This is a genomic window from Candidatus Dormiibacterota bacterium (genome assembly GCA_036495095.1).
Classification (GTDB): Bacteria; Chloroflexota; Dormibacteria; order Aeolococcales; family Aeolococcaceae; genus CF-96.
Genome location: DASXNK010000116.1, coordinates 1 through 15,009 on the forward strand (window position 1 = coordinate 1; position 15,009 = coordinate 15,009).

The 15,009-nt window shown below is 73.0% G+C and carries 14 protein-coding genes; 4 read left to right on the forward strand and 10 right to left on the reverse strand.

Translation table 11 applies throughout. The features are described 5' to 3' along the window. From VGL20_12600 to VGL20_12640, 9 genes are all read right to left on the reverse strand, one after another. On the reverse strand, positions 1–354 hold a 354-nt coding region (locus tag VGL20_12600), incomplete at its 3' end, for a histidine phosphatase family protein (GenBank protein ID HEY2704521.1). 4 nt (positions 355–358) lie between these two features. Beyond that, entirely contained in the window at positions 359–1,270 is a 912-nt protein-coding gene (locus VGL20_12605) for an NAD(P)-dependent oxidoreductase (protein HEY2704522.1), read from the reverse strand. A gap of 95 nt (positions 1,271–1,365) precedes the next feature. Then, positions 1,366–2,511, reverse strand: a complete 1,146-nt coding sequence (locus VGL20_12610; protein HEY2704523.1) for a histidine phosphatase family protein — start codon at positions 2,509–2,511, stop codon at positions 1,366–1,368. Between the two features lies 1 nt (position 2,512). Further along, a complete protein-coding gene (locus VGL20_12615) occupies positions 2,513–2,842 on the reverse strand; it encodes a Rieske 2Fe-2S domain-containing protein (GenBank protein ID HEY2704524.1) in 330 nt (109 codons plus the stop codon). Positions 2,843–2,872: 30 nt separating this feature from the next. After that, a complete protein-coding gene (locus VGL20_12620) occupies positions 2,873–3,655 on the reverse strand; it encodes a hypothetical protein (GenBank protein ID HEY2704525.1) in 783 nt (260 codons plus the stop codon). A gap of 91 nt (positions 3,656–3,746) precedes the next feature. Further along, positions 3,747–5,468, reverse strand: a complete 1,722-nt coding sequence (locus tag VGL20_12625; GenBank protein ID HEY2704526.1) for a thiamine pyrophosphate-binding protein — start codon at positions 5,466–5,468, stop codon at positions 3,747–3,749. 2 nt (positions 5,469–5,470) lie between these two features. Continuing rightward, positions 5,471–7,150: a methylmalonyl-CoA mutase family protein gene (locus tag VGL20_12630; GenBank protein ID HEY2704527.1), complete on the reverse strand. Its 1,680-nt coding sequence runs from the start codon at positions 7,148–7,150 to the stop codon at positions 5,471–5,473. Beyond that, on the reverse strand, positions 7,147–8,556 hold the full coding sequence (locus VGL20_12635; GenBank protein HEY2704528.1) for an AMP-binding protein: 1,410 nt from the start codon (positions 8,554–8,556) through the stop codon (positions 7,147–7,149). The genes VGL20_12630 and VGL20_12635 overlap by 4 nt, the downstream gene beginning before the upstream one ends. A 113-nt stretch (positions 8,557–8,669) precedes the next feature. After that, positions 8,670–9,527, reverse strand: a complete 858-nt coding sequence (locus VGL20_12640; GenBank protein HEY2704529.1) for a methyltransferase domain-containing protein — start codon at positions 9,525–9,527, stop codon at positions 8,670–8,672. Positions 9,528–9,683: 156 nt separating this feature from the next. Between VGL20_12640 and VGL20_12645 the strand changes: the two genes are divergently transcribed. Together VGL20_12645 and VGL20_12650 are read left to right on the forward strand one after the other, a co-directional pair. Next, a complete protein-coding gene (locus VGL20_12645; protein HEY2704530.1) occupies positions 9,684–10,139 on the forward strand; it encodes a polymer-forming cytoskeletal protein in 456 nt (151 codons plus the stop codon). Positions 10,140–10,297: 158 nt separating this feature from the next. Next, the gene (locus tag VGL20_12650; protein HEY2704531.1) at positions 10,298–11,833 is read left to right on the forward strand and encodes an aromatic/alkene/methane monooxygenase hydroxylase/oxygenase subunit alpha; all 1,536 of its coding nucleotides are present in this window, start codon (positions 10,298–10,300) and stop codon (positions 11,831–11,833) included. 94 nt (positions 11,834–11,927) lie between these two features. Here the strand turns inward: VGL20_12650 and VGL20_12655 are convergent, their stop codons facing one another. Beyond that, positions 11,928–12,884 carry a pirin family protein gene (locus VGL20_12655; protein ID HEY2704532.1) on the reverse strand — a complete coding sequence of 319 codons (957 nt, stop codon included), beginning with the start codon at positions 12,882–12,884 and terminating at the stop codon, positions 11,928–11,930. Positions 12,885–12,972: 88 nt separating this feature from the next. On the opposite strand from VGL20_12655, the gene VGL20_12660 reads away from it, so the two are divergent. Together VGL20_12660 and VGL20_12665 are read left to right on the forward strand one after the other, a co-directional pair. Continuing rightward, positions 12,973–14,307: an MATE family efflux transporter gene (locus tag VGL20_12660; protein ID HEY2704533.1), complete on the forward strand. Its 1,335-nt coding sequence runs from the start codon at positions 12,973–12,975 to the stop codon at positions 14,305–14,307. Positions 14,308–14,356: 49 nt separating this feature from the next. After that, the gene (locus tag VGL20_12665; GenBank protein ID HEY2704534.1) at positions 14,357–14,872 is read left to right on the forward strand and encodes a carbonic anhydrase; all 516 of its coding nucleotides are present in this window, start codon (positions 14,357–14,359) and stop codon (positions 14,870–14,872) included. Positions 14,873–15,009: the final 137 nt, after the last annotated feature.

A 15,009-nucleotide genomic window follows, 5' to 3' on the forward strand; every position in this document is an offset into this window, starting at 1 on the left:
CTGGCGGTGGCCCACCTCGATCCAGGGCAGGAAGCGGGGGTGCTCGAGCTCGACGTGCGCGTGGGTGGCGCCGTTCAGGTCGCCACTGTGGATCTCCCGCAGCGCCTCCACCGGCTCGGGCTCGAGGCCGATCGCGGCGCCGACGAGCGCCGCGCTGCGCCGCGCCCGGGGCAGGTCGCTGCAGTAGAGGTGGGCGACGTGGAAGGGGCGGAGGGTGGCGCCGAGCCGCCGCGCCTGGTCGAGGCCACGCGGGGTCAGCGGCGGCCCCGGGCGGCTGGTGTACCGGCCCTCCTCGTCGGGCACCCGGGTCTCCCCGTGCCGCGCCAGCACCACGAACGCGGTGTCGCCGGTCACGCGGTCAGCCGCTGGCCGCGGGCTCGGCGGGCTGCACCGAGACCCCGGCACGGCTCTCGAAGAGCTTCACCAGCGAGGTGAAGTGCTCCTCGCCGCTGCCACCCTCGACCGCGTCGCGGTAGAGCCGCGCGAGCACCGGCGCGAGCACCGCGGCGTACCTCTCCTGCTCGGCGAGGTCGAGGATCAGCCCCATGTCCTTGGCCGCCAGGCTGGTCTTGAACCCGGGGCGGTAGTCGCCCCGGAGCACCCCCGGCCAGTCGTGGATGAAGTGCGCCGACCGCCCTCCCGAGGTCGACAGGATGTCGAACAGGCGCTGCGGCTCCATGCCGCACTTCACCCCGAGCACGAAGGCCTCGGCGGCGGCGGCGATGTTGCTCAGCGACATCAGGTTGTTCACCAGCTTCACCGTCTTGGCGGTGCCGACGGCGCCGGTGTGGTGGAGCTTCCGCGACAGGGTCTCGAGCAGCGCCCGCTGGGCCTCGAGCACCGCCTCGTCGCCGCCGGCCATGAACACCAGCTCGCCGCGCGCCGCCTGGGGCGGCTCGCCGCTCAGGGTGAGATCCAGGACCTGCAGGCCGCGGGCGCGGGCGGCGGCGCCGACCCGCTCCATGGTGTGCGGGTCGATGGTGCTGGTCTCGATCAGGGTCGCGCCCGGCACCATCGCCTCGAGCGCCCCGCCCTCGCCGAGAAGGGCATCGAGCACGCTGGCGGGGGTGGGGAGGGAGGTGATCAGCACCGGTACCGCAGCGGCGAGCTCGGGCGCCGATCCGCTGATCCGCACGCCCATCGCCGCGGCTCGGTCACCGGCGGCCGGCGAGAGGTCGTATCCCGCCACCGCGTATCCCGAGTCGAGCAGGCGGTGGGCCATGCCCCCGCCGATGTTCCCCAGCCCCAGGACGCCGACCAGGTCGGCCATGCCGCTCGCCTCCGCTGCATCCGGTCCAGCTCGCATGACACGCCATCGCGGCGGCCCCGTCGAGTGACTCGGGCGATAGATCCGGCGGCCCCCGCCTATCCCGGGCGGACATGCTCCGGTGCGATCCGGCCGTTCCAGATGTGGAGCACCCCGCGGCCGTCGGCCTCGACCTCGGCGAGGCCGAGGCCGCCGGCGAGCGCGGGCAGCCGCGCCGCGCCGCCGGGGGGCAGGGCGACGACGTGGGCGCCGAGCCGCGACATCGCCGGCGGCTCCGCGACCACCACCACCGCCCCGCCCCGCGACGCCGCGGCGAGCGCGGCGAGGCGGCCGGGCGCGGCGTCGCCGTCGCCGAGGCCGGGGTCGACCAGCGGGGCCACGCCGGTGGCCGCCTCGACCGCCCCGCCGAGGTCGCGGCTCGCCGCCCCCGGCGCCAGCCGCACCGCCGTCATCGGCACCCCGCGCAGCCCGGCGGCGAGACCGTCGCCGCCGTCGCCCGGGCACAGCATCACCACCCGGCAGGTGGCCTCGCGATCGTCGCTGCGGGCGGTGCCCGGCCCCTCGTCGACCCCGAGCCGCCCGGCGGTGGCCCGCTCCAGCTCCTGGTTGCCGTTGTGCACCAGCAGCTCACCGGTGCCGGACTCGTCGACGTCGACGATCGTGGTCACCGCGTTGGCGTACATGAATCGGTAGTAGTTGGCCAGATCGCAGGCGGTGACCTGGCAGAGCAGCGCCTGGATCGCATAGCCGTGACTCACCACCGCGACGGTCTGGCCGCCGCGCGCCGCGGCGAGCTCGACGAGGCCGGGCAGCAGCCGGCGGTGGAGGGTCTCGACCGATTCGCCGCCGGGGAAGGCGAGGTCCGAGGGGACGTGATACCCGGCCCTCGCCAGCCGGCCGTAGAAGGCCACCCCCGGCCAGGGGAGGAAGCGGGTGTCGACCTCGGCGACCTCGGCGAAGGTCATGCCGTCGTAGCCGCCGAGGTCGATCTCGCGCAGCCGCGGGTCGGTGAGCACCGGGGCGCGGCCGGCGGCGACGATCCGCGCCGTCTCCTGGGCGCGCTCGAGGTCCGAGCTCACCACGGCGTCGACGTGGACGCGGTCGAGCACCGCGGCCATTCGCCGCGCCTGCTCGCGTCCCCGCGCGGTCAGCCGGGCGCCGGAGTAGTTGAGGATGCGGCCCTCGGGGTCGGGCATCGCCGCCTCGCCGTGCCGGATCAGGTGGACGCGGCACGGCGGCGCCACCCTACTCCGGCACCTCGATGGAGATGTGGCCGTCCTCCTCGATCACCCGGTAGACCGCCAGGTCGCCGGTGGGGATGTCCTGGCCCTCCATCGGCGCCGACACCAGGTGGCCGTCGCGCAGGTCGAACTGGGCGAGGTGCGAGCTGCAGGTGACCACACAGCCGCGCACCCGGCCGAGGTGGAGCTTGTAGCCGGTGTGCGGGCAGCTGTTGCGGAAGGCGAAGACGGTGCCCTCGACGAGCACGCAGACCACGTCGGCCCCGCCCGCCCTGATCCGGACCGGCCGGCGCTCCTCGAGGTCTCCGGCCAGCAGAACCCGCTCGAGAAGCATCGGTCTGCAGTCGCCAGGGTCGGCTCGCGACTACTCGTGGAAGCCGAGCTCGCGGTGGTACCGCGGGAAGGCCGCGTTCACCCGCCGGTGGGCGATGAGCTGCTTGTCCAGGTACTCGACCGCGATCCGCTGCAGGTCGGCGCGGTCGCAGTGGTTGCGCAGCACCCGCTGCCCGATGGAGAAGTGGAAGGTCTCGTCGGGCATGATCGTCTCCTCGTAGATCTCCGCGACGGTCTCGTCGACGTCGCGGATGATCCCGAGGAAGAGCGGCTGCACGTAGAGGTGGTCCCAGCCCTCGATGCCGAAGTTCAGCACCGTGCAGCGCGCCACCACCTCCTTGGCGGGGTCGAGGAAGAAGCGGTTGTCGAGCAGCATGAACAGCGAGAACAGCTGGTTCCACTCCGGGAGGTCGGGGCTGTAGTCGTCGTCCCAGACTCCCCCCAGCTCCTCGAGGTGGGCCTTGATCATCGTGAAGTGCCGGGCCTCCTCGTTCATCTGCCGGGCGAGGTCCAGCTTGGTGTCCAGCCAGGGGCACACCCGGAAGCTCAGCTCGGGGGCGTGCACCGCGGCCAGCTCGGCGTGGCACTGCCGCCGCAGCGAGTTGATCAGCTGCTCGCGCGAGATGCTGCTGTAGCCCTGGTAGTGGCTCTTCTCGGTGTCGGGGGTGGCGTTCCAGAAGGCCACCCGCCGGGCCTCCATGAGCTCGAGCAGGCGGTCGCCGTCGACGGGATCGGTGATGCCGTAGAGCTCGTCTCCCGGAAGACCGTCGAGGAGAGGCCGGATCCGTCGCAGCTCGGGCGTCGTCGTGCTCATGTCGCGCTCCGTGTTCCCCGCTGAGGGGCCGATCTTCATCCCGGCCCGGGCAGGAGTCATCCGGTGGGCGGGATAAAGCTGGCGACGGGAACTATCCGGGGGGGATAGTGCGTGCCCGGAGCTCGCGCTCGGCACGGTCCCACGGCGCCAGCGCATGGAGCTCCGGCACCGCCGCCATGCCGCTGCGCGAGTCCGGGGACACCGGCTCGCGGCTGACCCACACGTCGACCACCGCCGGGGCGTTCTCGAGCCCGCGGCGCAGCGCCCCGGGAAGGAGGGCGGCGTCCTCCACCCGCTCGCCGTGGGCGCCGAGGGCGCGGGCGAGCAGGTCGTAGCGGCATCCGGGCAGCTCGACGCCGACCAGGTTGCCGTCGAAGCGGTCGATCTGGTCCTGCCGCTCGATGTTCCAGCCCGCGTTGTTCGCCACCACCACCAGGGCGCGGGCGCGGTGGCGCACCGCGGTGTCGATCTCCATCGCCGAGAAGCCGGCGGCGCCGTCGCCCACCACCGCGATCACCCGCCGGTCCGGCAGGGTGAGCGCCGCCGCGACCGCGAAGGGCACGCCCACGCCGAGGCAGCCCAGGGCGCCGGGGTCGAGCCAGGTGTCCGCGGCCAGCGAGGAGCGGGCGAAGGAGAGGATGTCGCCCCCGTCCGCGACCACCACGGTGCCGGCGTCGACCAGCTCCTCGACCGCGGCGAGCAGGGTGAGCGGGTGGATGCCGCCGTCGCCGGTGGTGAGCCTGGGGGCGCGGGCGCGGGCGGCGGCGATGCGCTCCTCGCTGGCGCGGTGGAGCGCGTCGCGCCAGCCGGTGTCCGCCCCCCTGTGTCCCACCCCCGCCTCGAGCAGCGCCCACAGGGCGGCGCCCGCGTCGGCCTGGACGGTGACGTCGCCGCGGCGGTTGTCGGCGAGCTCGTCGGTGGTGCGCCCGATCCGCAGCCAGCCCGGCCCGGCGGAGAACACCGCGTCCGAGCCGTAGCCGAGCTGGAAGTCGAGGCGGCGCCCCACCGTGACCACCAGCTCGGCCTCCGCCATCGCCCGCGAGCGCATCGCGGTGAGCTGGGCGGGGTGGTCGCGGGCCACCACGCCGCGGCTCTCCGCGGTGTCGATGTGGCCGGCGCCGGTGGCGTCGAGGAATGCCTCGACGGCGCGGGGGTCGTCGCGGGCACCCCGCCCGGTGACCACCAGGGTGCGCCGTCCCTCGCCCAGCAGCGCGACCGCGGCCGCCACCGCGCCGGGGTCGGGCAGCAGCGCGGCGCGGCCCACCGCGGCGGCGCGCCGGGGGCCGCGGTCGACGGTGGCGGCGGGCTCGGTGAGCACGTCGGTGGGGATCTCGAGGCAGGCCGGCCCCTGCGGGCCCTCCTCGCCGAGCGCCGCGCTCCACACCGCGTCGAGGCGGGCGAGCAGGTGGCCGCGGTCCCACACGGTCTCGACCCGGCGGCAGACCGGTGCCACCAGCGCCGCCTGGGGGATGTCCTGGAGCGCGCCCATCCCGCTCTGCGGCCGCGGCGCACGGCCGGTCACCAGCACCACCGGGGAGCGGGCGAGGTGGGCGCTCGCCAGCGCGGTGATGGTGTTTGTCAGCCCCGGTCCGGCGGTGACCAGGGCGACCCCGACGCCGCCGCCGAGGTCCGCCTGGGCCTGCGCCATGTACACCGCCGAGCCCTCGTGGCGGACGCCGACCACGTCGACGCCGAGCCGGGCGAGCGCGTCCCAGACCGGCTGGATGTGGCCGCCGCAGAGGCCGAACACCCGGCGCACCCCGCGGCGCCGGAGCTCGGCGGCGAGCAGCCCGGCGACGCTGGGCGCCTCCATGCCTAGAAGACCGCGGTCTCGGTGTAGCTGCCGAACACGGCGCGCAGCGCCCGGACGATCTCCCCGCCGGTCGCCCGCGCCCGCACCGCGGCGATCGTCGGCGGCATCAGGTTGGCGCCGGGGTCGCGGGCGGTGCGCTGCACCTCCTCGAGGGCGCGCCGCACCGCGGCGGCGTCGCGCCCGGCGCGCACCCGGCGGAGGTGCTCGACCTGGCGGCGCTCGGTGTCGGGGTCGACCCGGTGCACCGGCACCGGCCCGGCGCCGTCCTCGTCCTCGTCGACGTACCGGTTCACCCCGACCACCACCCGATCGCCGGAGTCCTGCCGCCGCGCCACCTGGTAGGCGTTCTCGGCGATCTCGCTCTGGAACCAGCTGTCCTCGATGGCGCGGAGCGTGCCACCCATCGCCTCCACCCGGTCGAGCACCTCCAGGATCGCGCGCTCCATCTCGTTGGTCAGGGACTCGACGTACCAGGATCCGCCGAGCGGGTCGGCGACGCTGGTGACGTTGGTCTCCTCGGCGATGATCTGCTGGGTGCGCAGCGCCAGCTTCATGGCGAACTCGCTGGGGATCGCGATCGCCTCGTCGAGCCCGTTGGTGTGCAGCGACTGGGCGCCGCCGAGCACCGCGCAGAACGCCTGCAGGGCGGTGCGGGCGACGTTGTTGTAGGGCTGGGCACGGGTCAGGGTGATCGCCGCCGTCTGGCAGTGGAAGCGCAGCCGCATCGACTCCGGCCTCCGGGCGCCGAACTCCTCGCGCATCATCCGCGCGTAGACGCGGCGCAGCGCCCGGAACTTGGCGACCTGCTCGAAGAAGTCCGCCTGGGCGATGAAGAAGAAGCTCAGCCGCGGTGCGAACTCGTCGACGGGCATGCCCGACGCCACCACCTCCTGCACGTAGGCGCGGGTCACCGCCATCGTGAAGGCCGCCTCCTGGACCGAGCTGCCCCCGGCCTCGGAGATGTGGTAGCCGCTGATGTTCACCGGGTTGTACCGGGCCATGTTCCGCGCGCACCAGGTGATGGTGTCGCGGACGATGCGCAGGCTCGGCCGGATCGGGAAGCACCACTCCTTCTGGGCGATGTACTCCTTGAGGATGTCGTTCTGGATCGTCCCTGACAGCCGGTCGAGGTCGCAGCCGCGGTCCTCGGCGACGGCGACGTACATCGCGAGCAGGATCCAGGCGGTGGGGTTGATGGTCATCGACACGCTGATCTGCTCGAGGTCGATGCCGTCGAAGAGCGCCTCCATGTCGTCGACGACGTCGACGGCCACGCCCTCGCGGCCGACCTCGCCCGCGCTCATCGGGTCGTCGGAGTCGTAGCCCATCAGCGTGGGCATGTCGAAGTCGACGCTGATGCCGGTCTGGCCCTGCTCGATGAGGTAGCGCAGCCGCCGGTTGGTGTCGGCGCCGGCGCCGAAGCCGGCGATCTGCCGCATCGTCCAGCGCCGTCCCCGGTACATCGTCGGATAGGGCCCGCGGGTGAACGGGTAGCGGCCGGGGAGGCCGACGTCGTCCCAGCTGGTGCCGGCGGTGTCGAGCGGGGTGTACACCCGGCGCAGCGGCAGCCCCGAGCTGGTGCGGTGGTCGTCGCGGTCCTCGGGGCTGCGGCGCAGGTAGGTGTCGAGCTCGTCCCGCTCCCACAGGGCGAGCTGGTCGGCGATGCCGTCTGCGATCGTCATGTCCTCACCTCGCGGAGCAGGTCGCGGCTGTCGATCACCCTGCGCGCCTTGAACTCGGTGCGCTCCAGGCTGCCGGGGGGCAGCATCTCCACCCGCGCGCCGACGCCGAGCACGGTCCGCAGCTCGCTCTCGGTCCGGCCGCGGATCCCGTCGACGGCGCCGTCGCCGAGCGCCGCGAGCACGCCGTCGTACTCCATGCGCACGGTGAGCTCGTCCATGGCGCGGTCGCGGGTGACCACGACCCGGTGCTCGCCGCCGTAGTGGGGGATCCGGTTCAGCACCTCGTCGACGGCGCTGGGGAAGACGTTCTCGCCGCGGATGACCAGCATGTCGTCGATGCGGCCGTAGATCCCCCTGGGCAGGACCGGGTAGGTGCGTCCGCACGGGCTGGGCCCGCTCTCCCAGCACGAGAGGTCGTTGGACAGCATCCGGATCATCGGCTGGCTGACGCGCTCGAGGTGGGTGTACAGGGGCGTGCCCTCGCCGCCGTACCCCACCCGCCTCCAGCTCCGCGGGTCGGCGATCTCGGTGTAGACGATGTCCTGCCAGCAGAGCATCCCGGCGTGGGCGCTGGTCTCACCCGGGGTCATCCACGGGCTCATCTCGGCCATGCTGCCGGTGTCGAGGACGGCGGCGCCGTAGGCGTGCTGGAGGCGGGCGCGGATCGAGGGGATGGAGGCCCCCGGCTCGCCGGAGAAGAAGAGGATGCGCAGGCCGAGGTCGCGGGCGTCGATGCCCGCGGCGGCGGCCACCTCGGCGAGGTGGAGGGCGTACGAGGGGGTGCCGTAGAAGACGGTGGGGCGCATCTGTGCCATCCAGTGCGCCGCCCGCAGCGTCTGCCCGGGCACGCCCGCGCCGAAGGGGAAGGCGCGGGCGTGGAGCCGCTCGGTGCCGAGCAGCGCTCCCCACGAGCCCATGTAGAGGCTGAAGAAGGAGCCGATGAAGACGGTGTCCGTGGGGCGGATGCCCATCCCCCACATCACCCGCGCATGGGCGTTGGCGATCGCCCGCCAGTCGGCCCGGCCGATGGCGAACGCGGTGGGCCGCCCGGTGGTGCCGGAGGTGCCGTGGATGTGGCAGACCTCCTCCTCGGGGATGCAGAGGTAGTCACCGAACGGCGGCCGCCGCTCCTGGGCCGCGCGCAGCTCCGCCTTGGTGACCGGGGGCACCCGCTCGAAGTCCTCGAGGGTGCGGATCTGCGAGGGGTGCACCCCCGCCTCCTCCCACTTGCGGCGGTAGAAGGGCGAGTGCTCGTGGGCGTAGGCCATCACCTCGCGGATGCGGACGGCGATGGCGGCGTCGCGGTCCGCCGCCGGCATGGTCTCGCGGCGGGGGAACCAGTGCGCCTGGCCGGCGGGCGGCAGGTAGTCGTCGTCGTATCGGGGCGGCCAGGCCCACGCCTCCATGTCCTCCACCCACGAGGTTCTACCTGCCCGCGGTCCGCCTGTCCAGCGCTGGCACGGACAGAGATGCCCGGCCGGCCCTGTCCGGCCCGGACAACCCCGCCTCCGGCGCGGGGTCAGGCGGTGGGGGCGACGCAGAGGGTGAAGGCGTCGGTGTAGTGGAAGGCCTCGTCGCCCATCCGCTCCATCTCCCGGCCCAGTGCCGCCTCGAGCCGGCCCCGCTCGGTGGGGCCGAGGGTGGTGAGCAGCGCCCACGGCCACGGGCCGGTCCAGGTCATGTGGTCGATCCACGCCGCCGCCGAGGGCATCTGGGAGCCGGTGGTGAGCATCGTCGTCACCGGCTCTCCGAACCCGGCGTCGGCGAGGAGGCCTCGCAGCGTCTGGGGCTCGCCGAGCGGCGAGCGGCTGCCCTCCGGCCGTGGGATCGCCCGCCAGTGCTGCTCGGTCAGCTCCTCCAGCCAGCCGAAGAACGCCTCCTGCGCCGGGGTCGCCAGCGAGCGCCGCCGCAGCGACAGGGCGATGCGGCCGCCGTTGCCCAGCACCCGCCGGGCCTCGGCGAGCACGGCGAGGGGATCGCCGAGGTAGGCGAGCGAGGTGCCCAGGGTGACGAGGTCGAAGAGCCCGTCACGGAAGCGCAGCCGGTCACTCACCCGCTCGTGCTCGAAGACGGTGTTGCGCATGCCCTCGGCCCGCGACCGGTCACGCGCGCGGCGCAGCATCCCCGGGGCGACGTCGAGCCCGACCACGGTGCCCCGCGGGCCCACCAGCGGGGCCACCGCGTTGGCCACCAGCCCGGTGCCGCAACCGACGTCGAGGCAGTCCTCTCCCGGAGCCGGCGCCGACAGCGTCACCAGTCGGGACGCCACCCGGGTGTGCAGTCCGCGGGCCCAGTCGTCGTACAGGGGAGCAAACGCGTCGAAGAAGTCAGCGATGGGCTCCGCGGGATCGGTGCTGCGGGGGTCGGAGGTGCGCATCATCGGATTAAGGTTCTGGACAGGATGCGTCAATAGAACAAATCGGAGACTCTGTCCCGCTAAGATCACGAGCGCGCGCGGCGCTCTCTGCTGACAGGGTGATGCTGGCGCGACGGCATCCCCTACTGACAATCGCTCAACGCGAGGACGGCGGACATGGATACGCAGACGGCGACGCCCCAGACCCCACCGGCGACCGCTGCCGACCGGCCACGGACCGGCGAGGGCGCGGCGGTGGCGGCCGGCACCATCAGCCTCGGTGCGCAGGACCAGCTGATCGGACGCCTGGTGTACGACGGGAACCTGCAGGTGCAGGGGGTGCTCGAGGGCGAGGCGATGGTCACCGGTGCGCTGCAGGTCGACGGCGGCGGAACCGTGAAGGCGAAGCTGTCGGCGCAGCAGCTGACCGTGCGCGGCATCGTGGACGGGGACGCGGTGGTGCGCGACCGGCTGCTGATCGCCGGGTCGGGGATCATCACCGGCGACGTCAAGGTCGGCCGCCTGGTGATTGAGGACGGAGCTGTCCTCAACGGCAATGTCACGATGGAGCGGCTGGTGACCGGGGGCTCACCGGCCAATCCCCGCCCCGGGACCGCCACCGCAAAGCGGTGAGCGGCGGCCCGACGGCCGCCTGACCGTCCGGTCGTTTCGACCCACCGGGCTTGCACCGGCCGGGAAAAAGGGGGACTGCGGTCTCAGTCCGGAGGGGCTATGGTGGCCACGCCAGGGAGAGGCGACCCTGGATCCGTCCACCAGCGGGGTAGCCCGGTATGTCGATCAACAACATGGTCGAGGCCCACAATCGCGTCAAGGCATTCGAGTGGGACCCGAGCTATGAGACCAAGCGCGATCGGTATCCCACCAAGTTCAAGATCCCGCCGAAGACCAAGGACCCCTTCCGCACCCTGATCCGCGACTACGTCTCGATGGAGCAGGAGAAGGACGACCGCCAGTACGGCGGCCTCGAGGACGCCCTCGCCCGGGCCAACGCCCCCGCCCACGCCGAGCGGCGCTGGCTCGAGATCATGAAGCCGCTGCTCTCGATGGTGAACTTCGCCGAGTACGCGGCGATGAAGTGCGTCGCCCAGCTCATCGACACCGTCTCCAACGCGGAGCTGCGCCAGGGCTACATGGCGCAGATGCTCGACGAGGTCCGTCACGTCAACCAGCAGATGTACCTGAACCGGTACTTCACCAAGCACGCCACCGACCCCGACGGGTTCGCCGGCGGCAAGCGGCTGGCCGGTACCAACCTCTTCGGCCGGGCCTCGCGCAGCTGCTTCGAGACCTTCTTCATGGGCGACCCGATCGAGGGCGCGCTCAACCTCCAGGTGGTCGCCGAGACCGCCTACACCAACCCGGTCTTCGTGGCCATGACCGAGGTCGCCGCGACCAACGGCGACCAGGCCACCCCGAGCGTCTTCCTCAGCATCCAGTCGGACGAGTCGCGGCACATGGCCAACGGCTACAGCACCCTGGCCGCGGTCGTCTCCGAGCCCGACAACCTCCCCGCCCTGCAGGCCGACTTCGACCGCGCCTTCTGGCGGCAGCACGCCTTCATCGACCCCTTCATGGTCGCCGTCTACGACTACTTCCAGACCACCCGCACCAGCTCCTACAAGGAGAAGTGGATGGACTGGATCGCCGACGACTGGGTGGGCTCCTACATCTCCCGGCTCGAGCCCTTCGGGCTCCAGGTGCCGAAGGGGCTGGACGAGGCGAAGGAGCGGATGCACTGGATCGGCCACACCGCGGCGATGGTCGGCTTCGCCGGCTGGCCGCTGGTCTACTGGCGCACCCCCCCGCTCTCCGAGAGCGACTTCGAGTGGTTCGAGAACAAGTACCCGGGCTGGTACGACAACTACGGCTGGTTCTGGGAGGGCTTCCGCGAGCTCACCGAGCCCGGCTCCGGCAACCCCTTCGAGATGTTCCAGTCGATGCCGCCGCTCTGCCGGGTCTGCCAGATGCCGTGCATCTTCCCCCGCCCCGACATCAGCAGCGCCCGGATCCGTGAGCACCTCGGCAAGCGCCACGCGTTCTGCTCCGGCCCCTGCGAGTTCATCTTCTGGGAGGACCCGGCCCGCTACACCGGCTACAAGACCTTCTGGGAGCTGTTCGACGGCTGGGACCTGTCCGAGTACATCGTCAAGAACGGCCTGCTGCGCGCCGACGGCAAGACCCTGATCGGCCAGCCCCACCTCAGCGACGACCCGAAGATGATGTGGACGATCGACGACATCAAGGCGTTGAACGTCGAGATCCGGGATCCGTTGGCCGAGGCGGAGTCGATCTGGATCACGAGCTAGCCATCGGCACCGTGGAGTTGCTCGGGTGATCTGACACGGGTGGTGGCTCCCACCCGTCCAGGCCCGAGCAACTCACACGGGCAACTCCGAACGGTCACCGGTCCGCCGGGATCCGGCCGAGACGCCCGTGCCTGAAATCCTCGAAGGCCTGCAGGACCTCCTCGCGGGTGTTCATGACGAAGGGGCCTCCCCAGGCGATGGCCTCGCGGATGGGGCGGCCGCCGAGGATGAGCACCTCGAGGTTGGGCGAGCGGCTCTCCTGGTCGCGGGCGGCGGTGATGGTCAGCACGTCGCCGCCGCCGAAGACCGCCAGCCGGCCGGTGCCGAAGGGCTGGCCGTCCGGGCCCGCGGTGCCGTCGCCGGCGAGGCCGTAGACGAGGGCGTTGAAGTCCGGCCGCCAGGGCAGGCGCAGGCGCGCCCCGGGGCTGAGGGTGGCGTGGAGCACGGTGATCGGCGTGTAGGTGCTTCCCGGACCCTCGTGGCCGGCGATGTCACCGGCGATCACCCGCACCAGCGCGCCGCCGTCGTGGGAGCTGAGCAGCCCCACCTGGCCGGCGCGGATGTCCTGGTAGCGGGGCTCGACCCACTTCTGTGCGGCGGGCAGGTTGACCCAGAGCTGGATGCCGTGGAAGAGACCGCCGCTGACCACCAGCGCCTCCGGCGGCGCCTCGATGTGGAGGATGCCCGCGCCCGCGGTCATCCACTGGGTGTCGCCGTTGGTGATCAGGCCGCCGCCGCCGTTCGAGTCCTGGTGCTGGAAGGTGCCGTCGATGATGTAGGTGACGGTCTCGAAGCCGCGGTGGGGGTGCCACGAGGTGCCCTTGGGCTCGCCGGGCGCGTACTCGACCTCGCCCATCTGGTCCATGTGGACGAAGGGGTCGAGGTGGCGGTGGTCGACGCCGGCGAAGGCGCGCCGCACCGGGAACCCCTCGCCCTCGAAGCCGCTCGGCGCGGTGGTGACACCCAGCACCGGTCGCTCCGCCGCGACCGCGGGGTCGGGCTCGGGGATGCGCGGGAGGGTGAGAATGTCGTCGACGGTGACGGCGGGCATGGGGCAGTTCTCCTTCGGGACGGCGTCCCACTCGGGCATTGTAGTTGCAAGTGCAACGTTCCCGGTTCGGTCCGGGTCGAAACCCGTCGTGGAGGCGCAGCCGCTGATCAGCCGCAGGACCATCCTCTCCCTCGCCCTGCCCGCCCTCGGGGCGCTGGCGGCGGGGCCGCTGTACCTGCTCGCCGACACCGCCATCGTCGGCCACCTCGGGCGGGTGCCGCTCGCCGGCCTGGCGGTGGGCGGCACGGTGGTCACGGCGATGACCAGCGTCGCCACCTTTCTCGAGTACGGCACCACCGGAGGGGTGGCCAGGGCGCTGGGCGCGGGACGGCGCGAGGCCGCCCTCGACCTCGCCGTCCAGGCCACCTGGCTGGCCCTGCTCACCGGGCTGCTGATGACCGGAGTCGTCGAGCTGCTCGCCTCCGCCGCCGTCGCCCTGGTCGGCGGCGGCGACCCGGGGGTGCGGGAGCAGGCGATCTCGTGGCTGCGGGTCGCCGCCCTCGGCCTTCCCTTCGTCTGCGTCGCCCTCGCCGGGCAGGGCTGGCTGCGCGGCCTCCACGACACCGTGACCCCGTTCGTCGTGGTGGTGATCGCCAACGCGGCCAGCGTCGCGCTCAGCGCCGCGCTCGTCTACGGCGCCCACCTCGGCATCCTCGGATCGGCGATCGCCAACGCGCTGGCGCAGTCGGCGGCGGCGGTGATCTTCGTGCTCGCCCTCGCCCGCCGCGGCGCCCGGCTGGGCCCGGCGCCGCGGCGGATGGCGGCGCAGCTGGTCGCCGCCCGCGACCTCGGCGCCCGCACCCTGGCGTTCCTGATCTCCTTCAGCGTCGCCACCGCGGTCGCCGCCCACATGGGGCCGGTGATCGTGGCCGCGCACCAGATCGCCATCCAGCTGTGGACCTTCCTGGCGTTCAGCCTCGACGCCCTCGCGATCGCCGCCCAGGCGCTGGTGGGCACCGCGGTGGGGGCCGGGGACGTGGCCGCGGCGCGGGCGCTCGCCGGCCGGCTGATCCGCTGGGGCCTCGGCGCCGGGGCGGTGCTCAGCGTGCTGCTGGTGGCCGGCGCCGGGGTGATCCCGCGGCTGTTCACCCCGGACCCGGCGGTGCTCGGCGCGGTCGGCGGGGCCTGGTGGTTCCTCGCGCTGATGCAGCCGGCGGCGGCGGTGGTGTTCGTCCTCGACGGCGTGCTCATCGGCGCCGGCGACACCGCCTACCTCGCCGCCGTGACCACCGCCGCCGGCCTCGCCGTGTACCTGCCGCTGGCGCTGCTCGCCGGCGCCGCCGGCCTCGGCCTCGGCGGCATCTGGTTCGGGCTCACCTGCTTCGTGCTCGCCCGCCTCGCCGCCTGCCTGGTGCGGATGCGCGGCACCGGGTGGTTGCGGCGGGGAAGCGCGTCCGTCGATATCTTGACCAAGTCGATCTAGATAGTCATGATACCGGGCGCAGCCCACCCACCACCGGAGGCCAGCGCCGATGAGCGCCACCGACGAGCTTCTTCGCCAGAACGACGCCTACGCACGCGACTTCGACAGGGGCGACCTGCCCCTGCCCCCCGGCCGGCACGTCGCCGTGGTCGCGTGCATGGACGCGCGACTCGACGTCTACCGCATCCTCGGGCTCGAGCCCGGTGAGAGCCACGTCATCCGCAACGCCGGCGGGGTGGTCACGGAGGACGTCATCCGCTCGCTGGTGATCTCGCAGCGGCTGCTCGGTACCCGGGAGATCATCCTCATCCACCACACCGACTGCGGCATGGTCACCTTCACCGACGACGCGGTGAAGGCGGGCATCGAGGCCGAGGTCGGCATCCGGCCGTCGTTCGCCCTGGAGGCGTTCCCCGAGGTCGCCGCCGACGTGCGCCAGTCGATCGCCCGGATCCAGGCGTCGCCCTTCATCCCCCACCGTGACCAGGTCCGCGGCTTCGTGTACCACGTCGAGACCGGCCGTCTCGAGGAGGTCGGCTCCCGCCGTCCCGCGCTGGTCTCCTGACCCGGCCGGCGGCGGTCAGGCGCCCGGACCGCCGTCGATCTCCACCTCGGAGGTGAGCGCCTCGATCCGGGACCGACCGGGCGCGCGCCGCCCCGCGTCGACGCGTCGCAGCCGCGCGAAGACCGGGGCGAGCGCGT

Bases quoted from the DNA above. Each gene is read 5' to 3' on its own strand.
- VGL20_12605 (HEY2704522.1), bottom strand. From the start codon at position 1,270: ATGGCCGACCTGGTCGGCGTCCTGGGGCTGGGGAACATCGGCGGGGGC.
- VGL20_12615 (HEY2704524.1), bottom strand. From the start codon at position 2,842: ATGCTTCTCGAGCGGGTTCTGCTGGCCGGAGACCTCGAGGAGCGCCGG.
- VGL20_12620 (HEY2704525.1), bottom strand. From the start codon at position 3,655: ATGAGCACGACGACGCCCGAGCTGCGACGGATCCGGCCTCTCCTCGAC.
- VGL20_12625 (HEY2704526.1), bottom strand. From the start codon at position 5,468: ATGGAGGCGCCCAGCGTCGCCGGGCTGCTCGCCGCCGAGCTCCGGCGC.
- VGL20_12630 (HEY2704527.1), bottom strand. From the start codon at position 7,150: ATGACGATCGCAGACGGCATCGCCGACCAGCTCGCCCTGTGGGAGCGG.
- VGL20_12635 (HEY2704528.1), bottom strand. From the start codon at position 8,556: ATGGAGGCGTGGGCCTGGCCGCCCCGATACGACGACGACTACCTGCCG.
- VGL20_12640 (HEY2704529.1), bottom strand. From the start codon at position 9,527: ATGCGCACCTCCGACCCCCGCAGCACCGATCCCGCGGAGCCCATCGCT.
- VGL20_12645 (HEY2704530.1), top strand. From the start codon at position 9,684: ATGGATACGCAGACGGCGACGCCCCAGACCCCACCGGCGACCGCTGCC.
- VGL20_12650 (HEY2704531.1), top strand. From the start codon at position 10,298: ATGTCGATCAACAACATGGTCGAGGCCCACAATCGCGTCAAGGCATTC.
- VGL20_12655 (HEY2704532.1), bottom strand. From the start codon at position 12,884: ATGCCCGCCGTCACCGTCGACGACATTCTCACCCTCCCGCGCATCCCC.
- VGL20_12665 (HEY2704534.1), top strand. From the start codon at position 14,357: ATGAGCGCCACCGACGAGCTTCTTCGCCAGAACGACGCCTACGCACGC.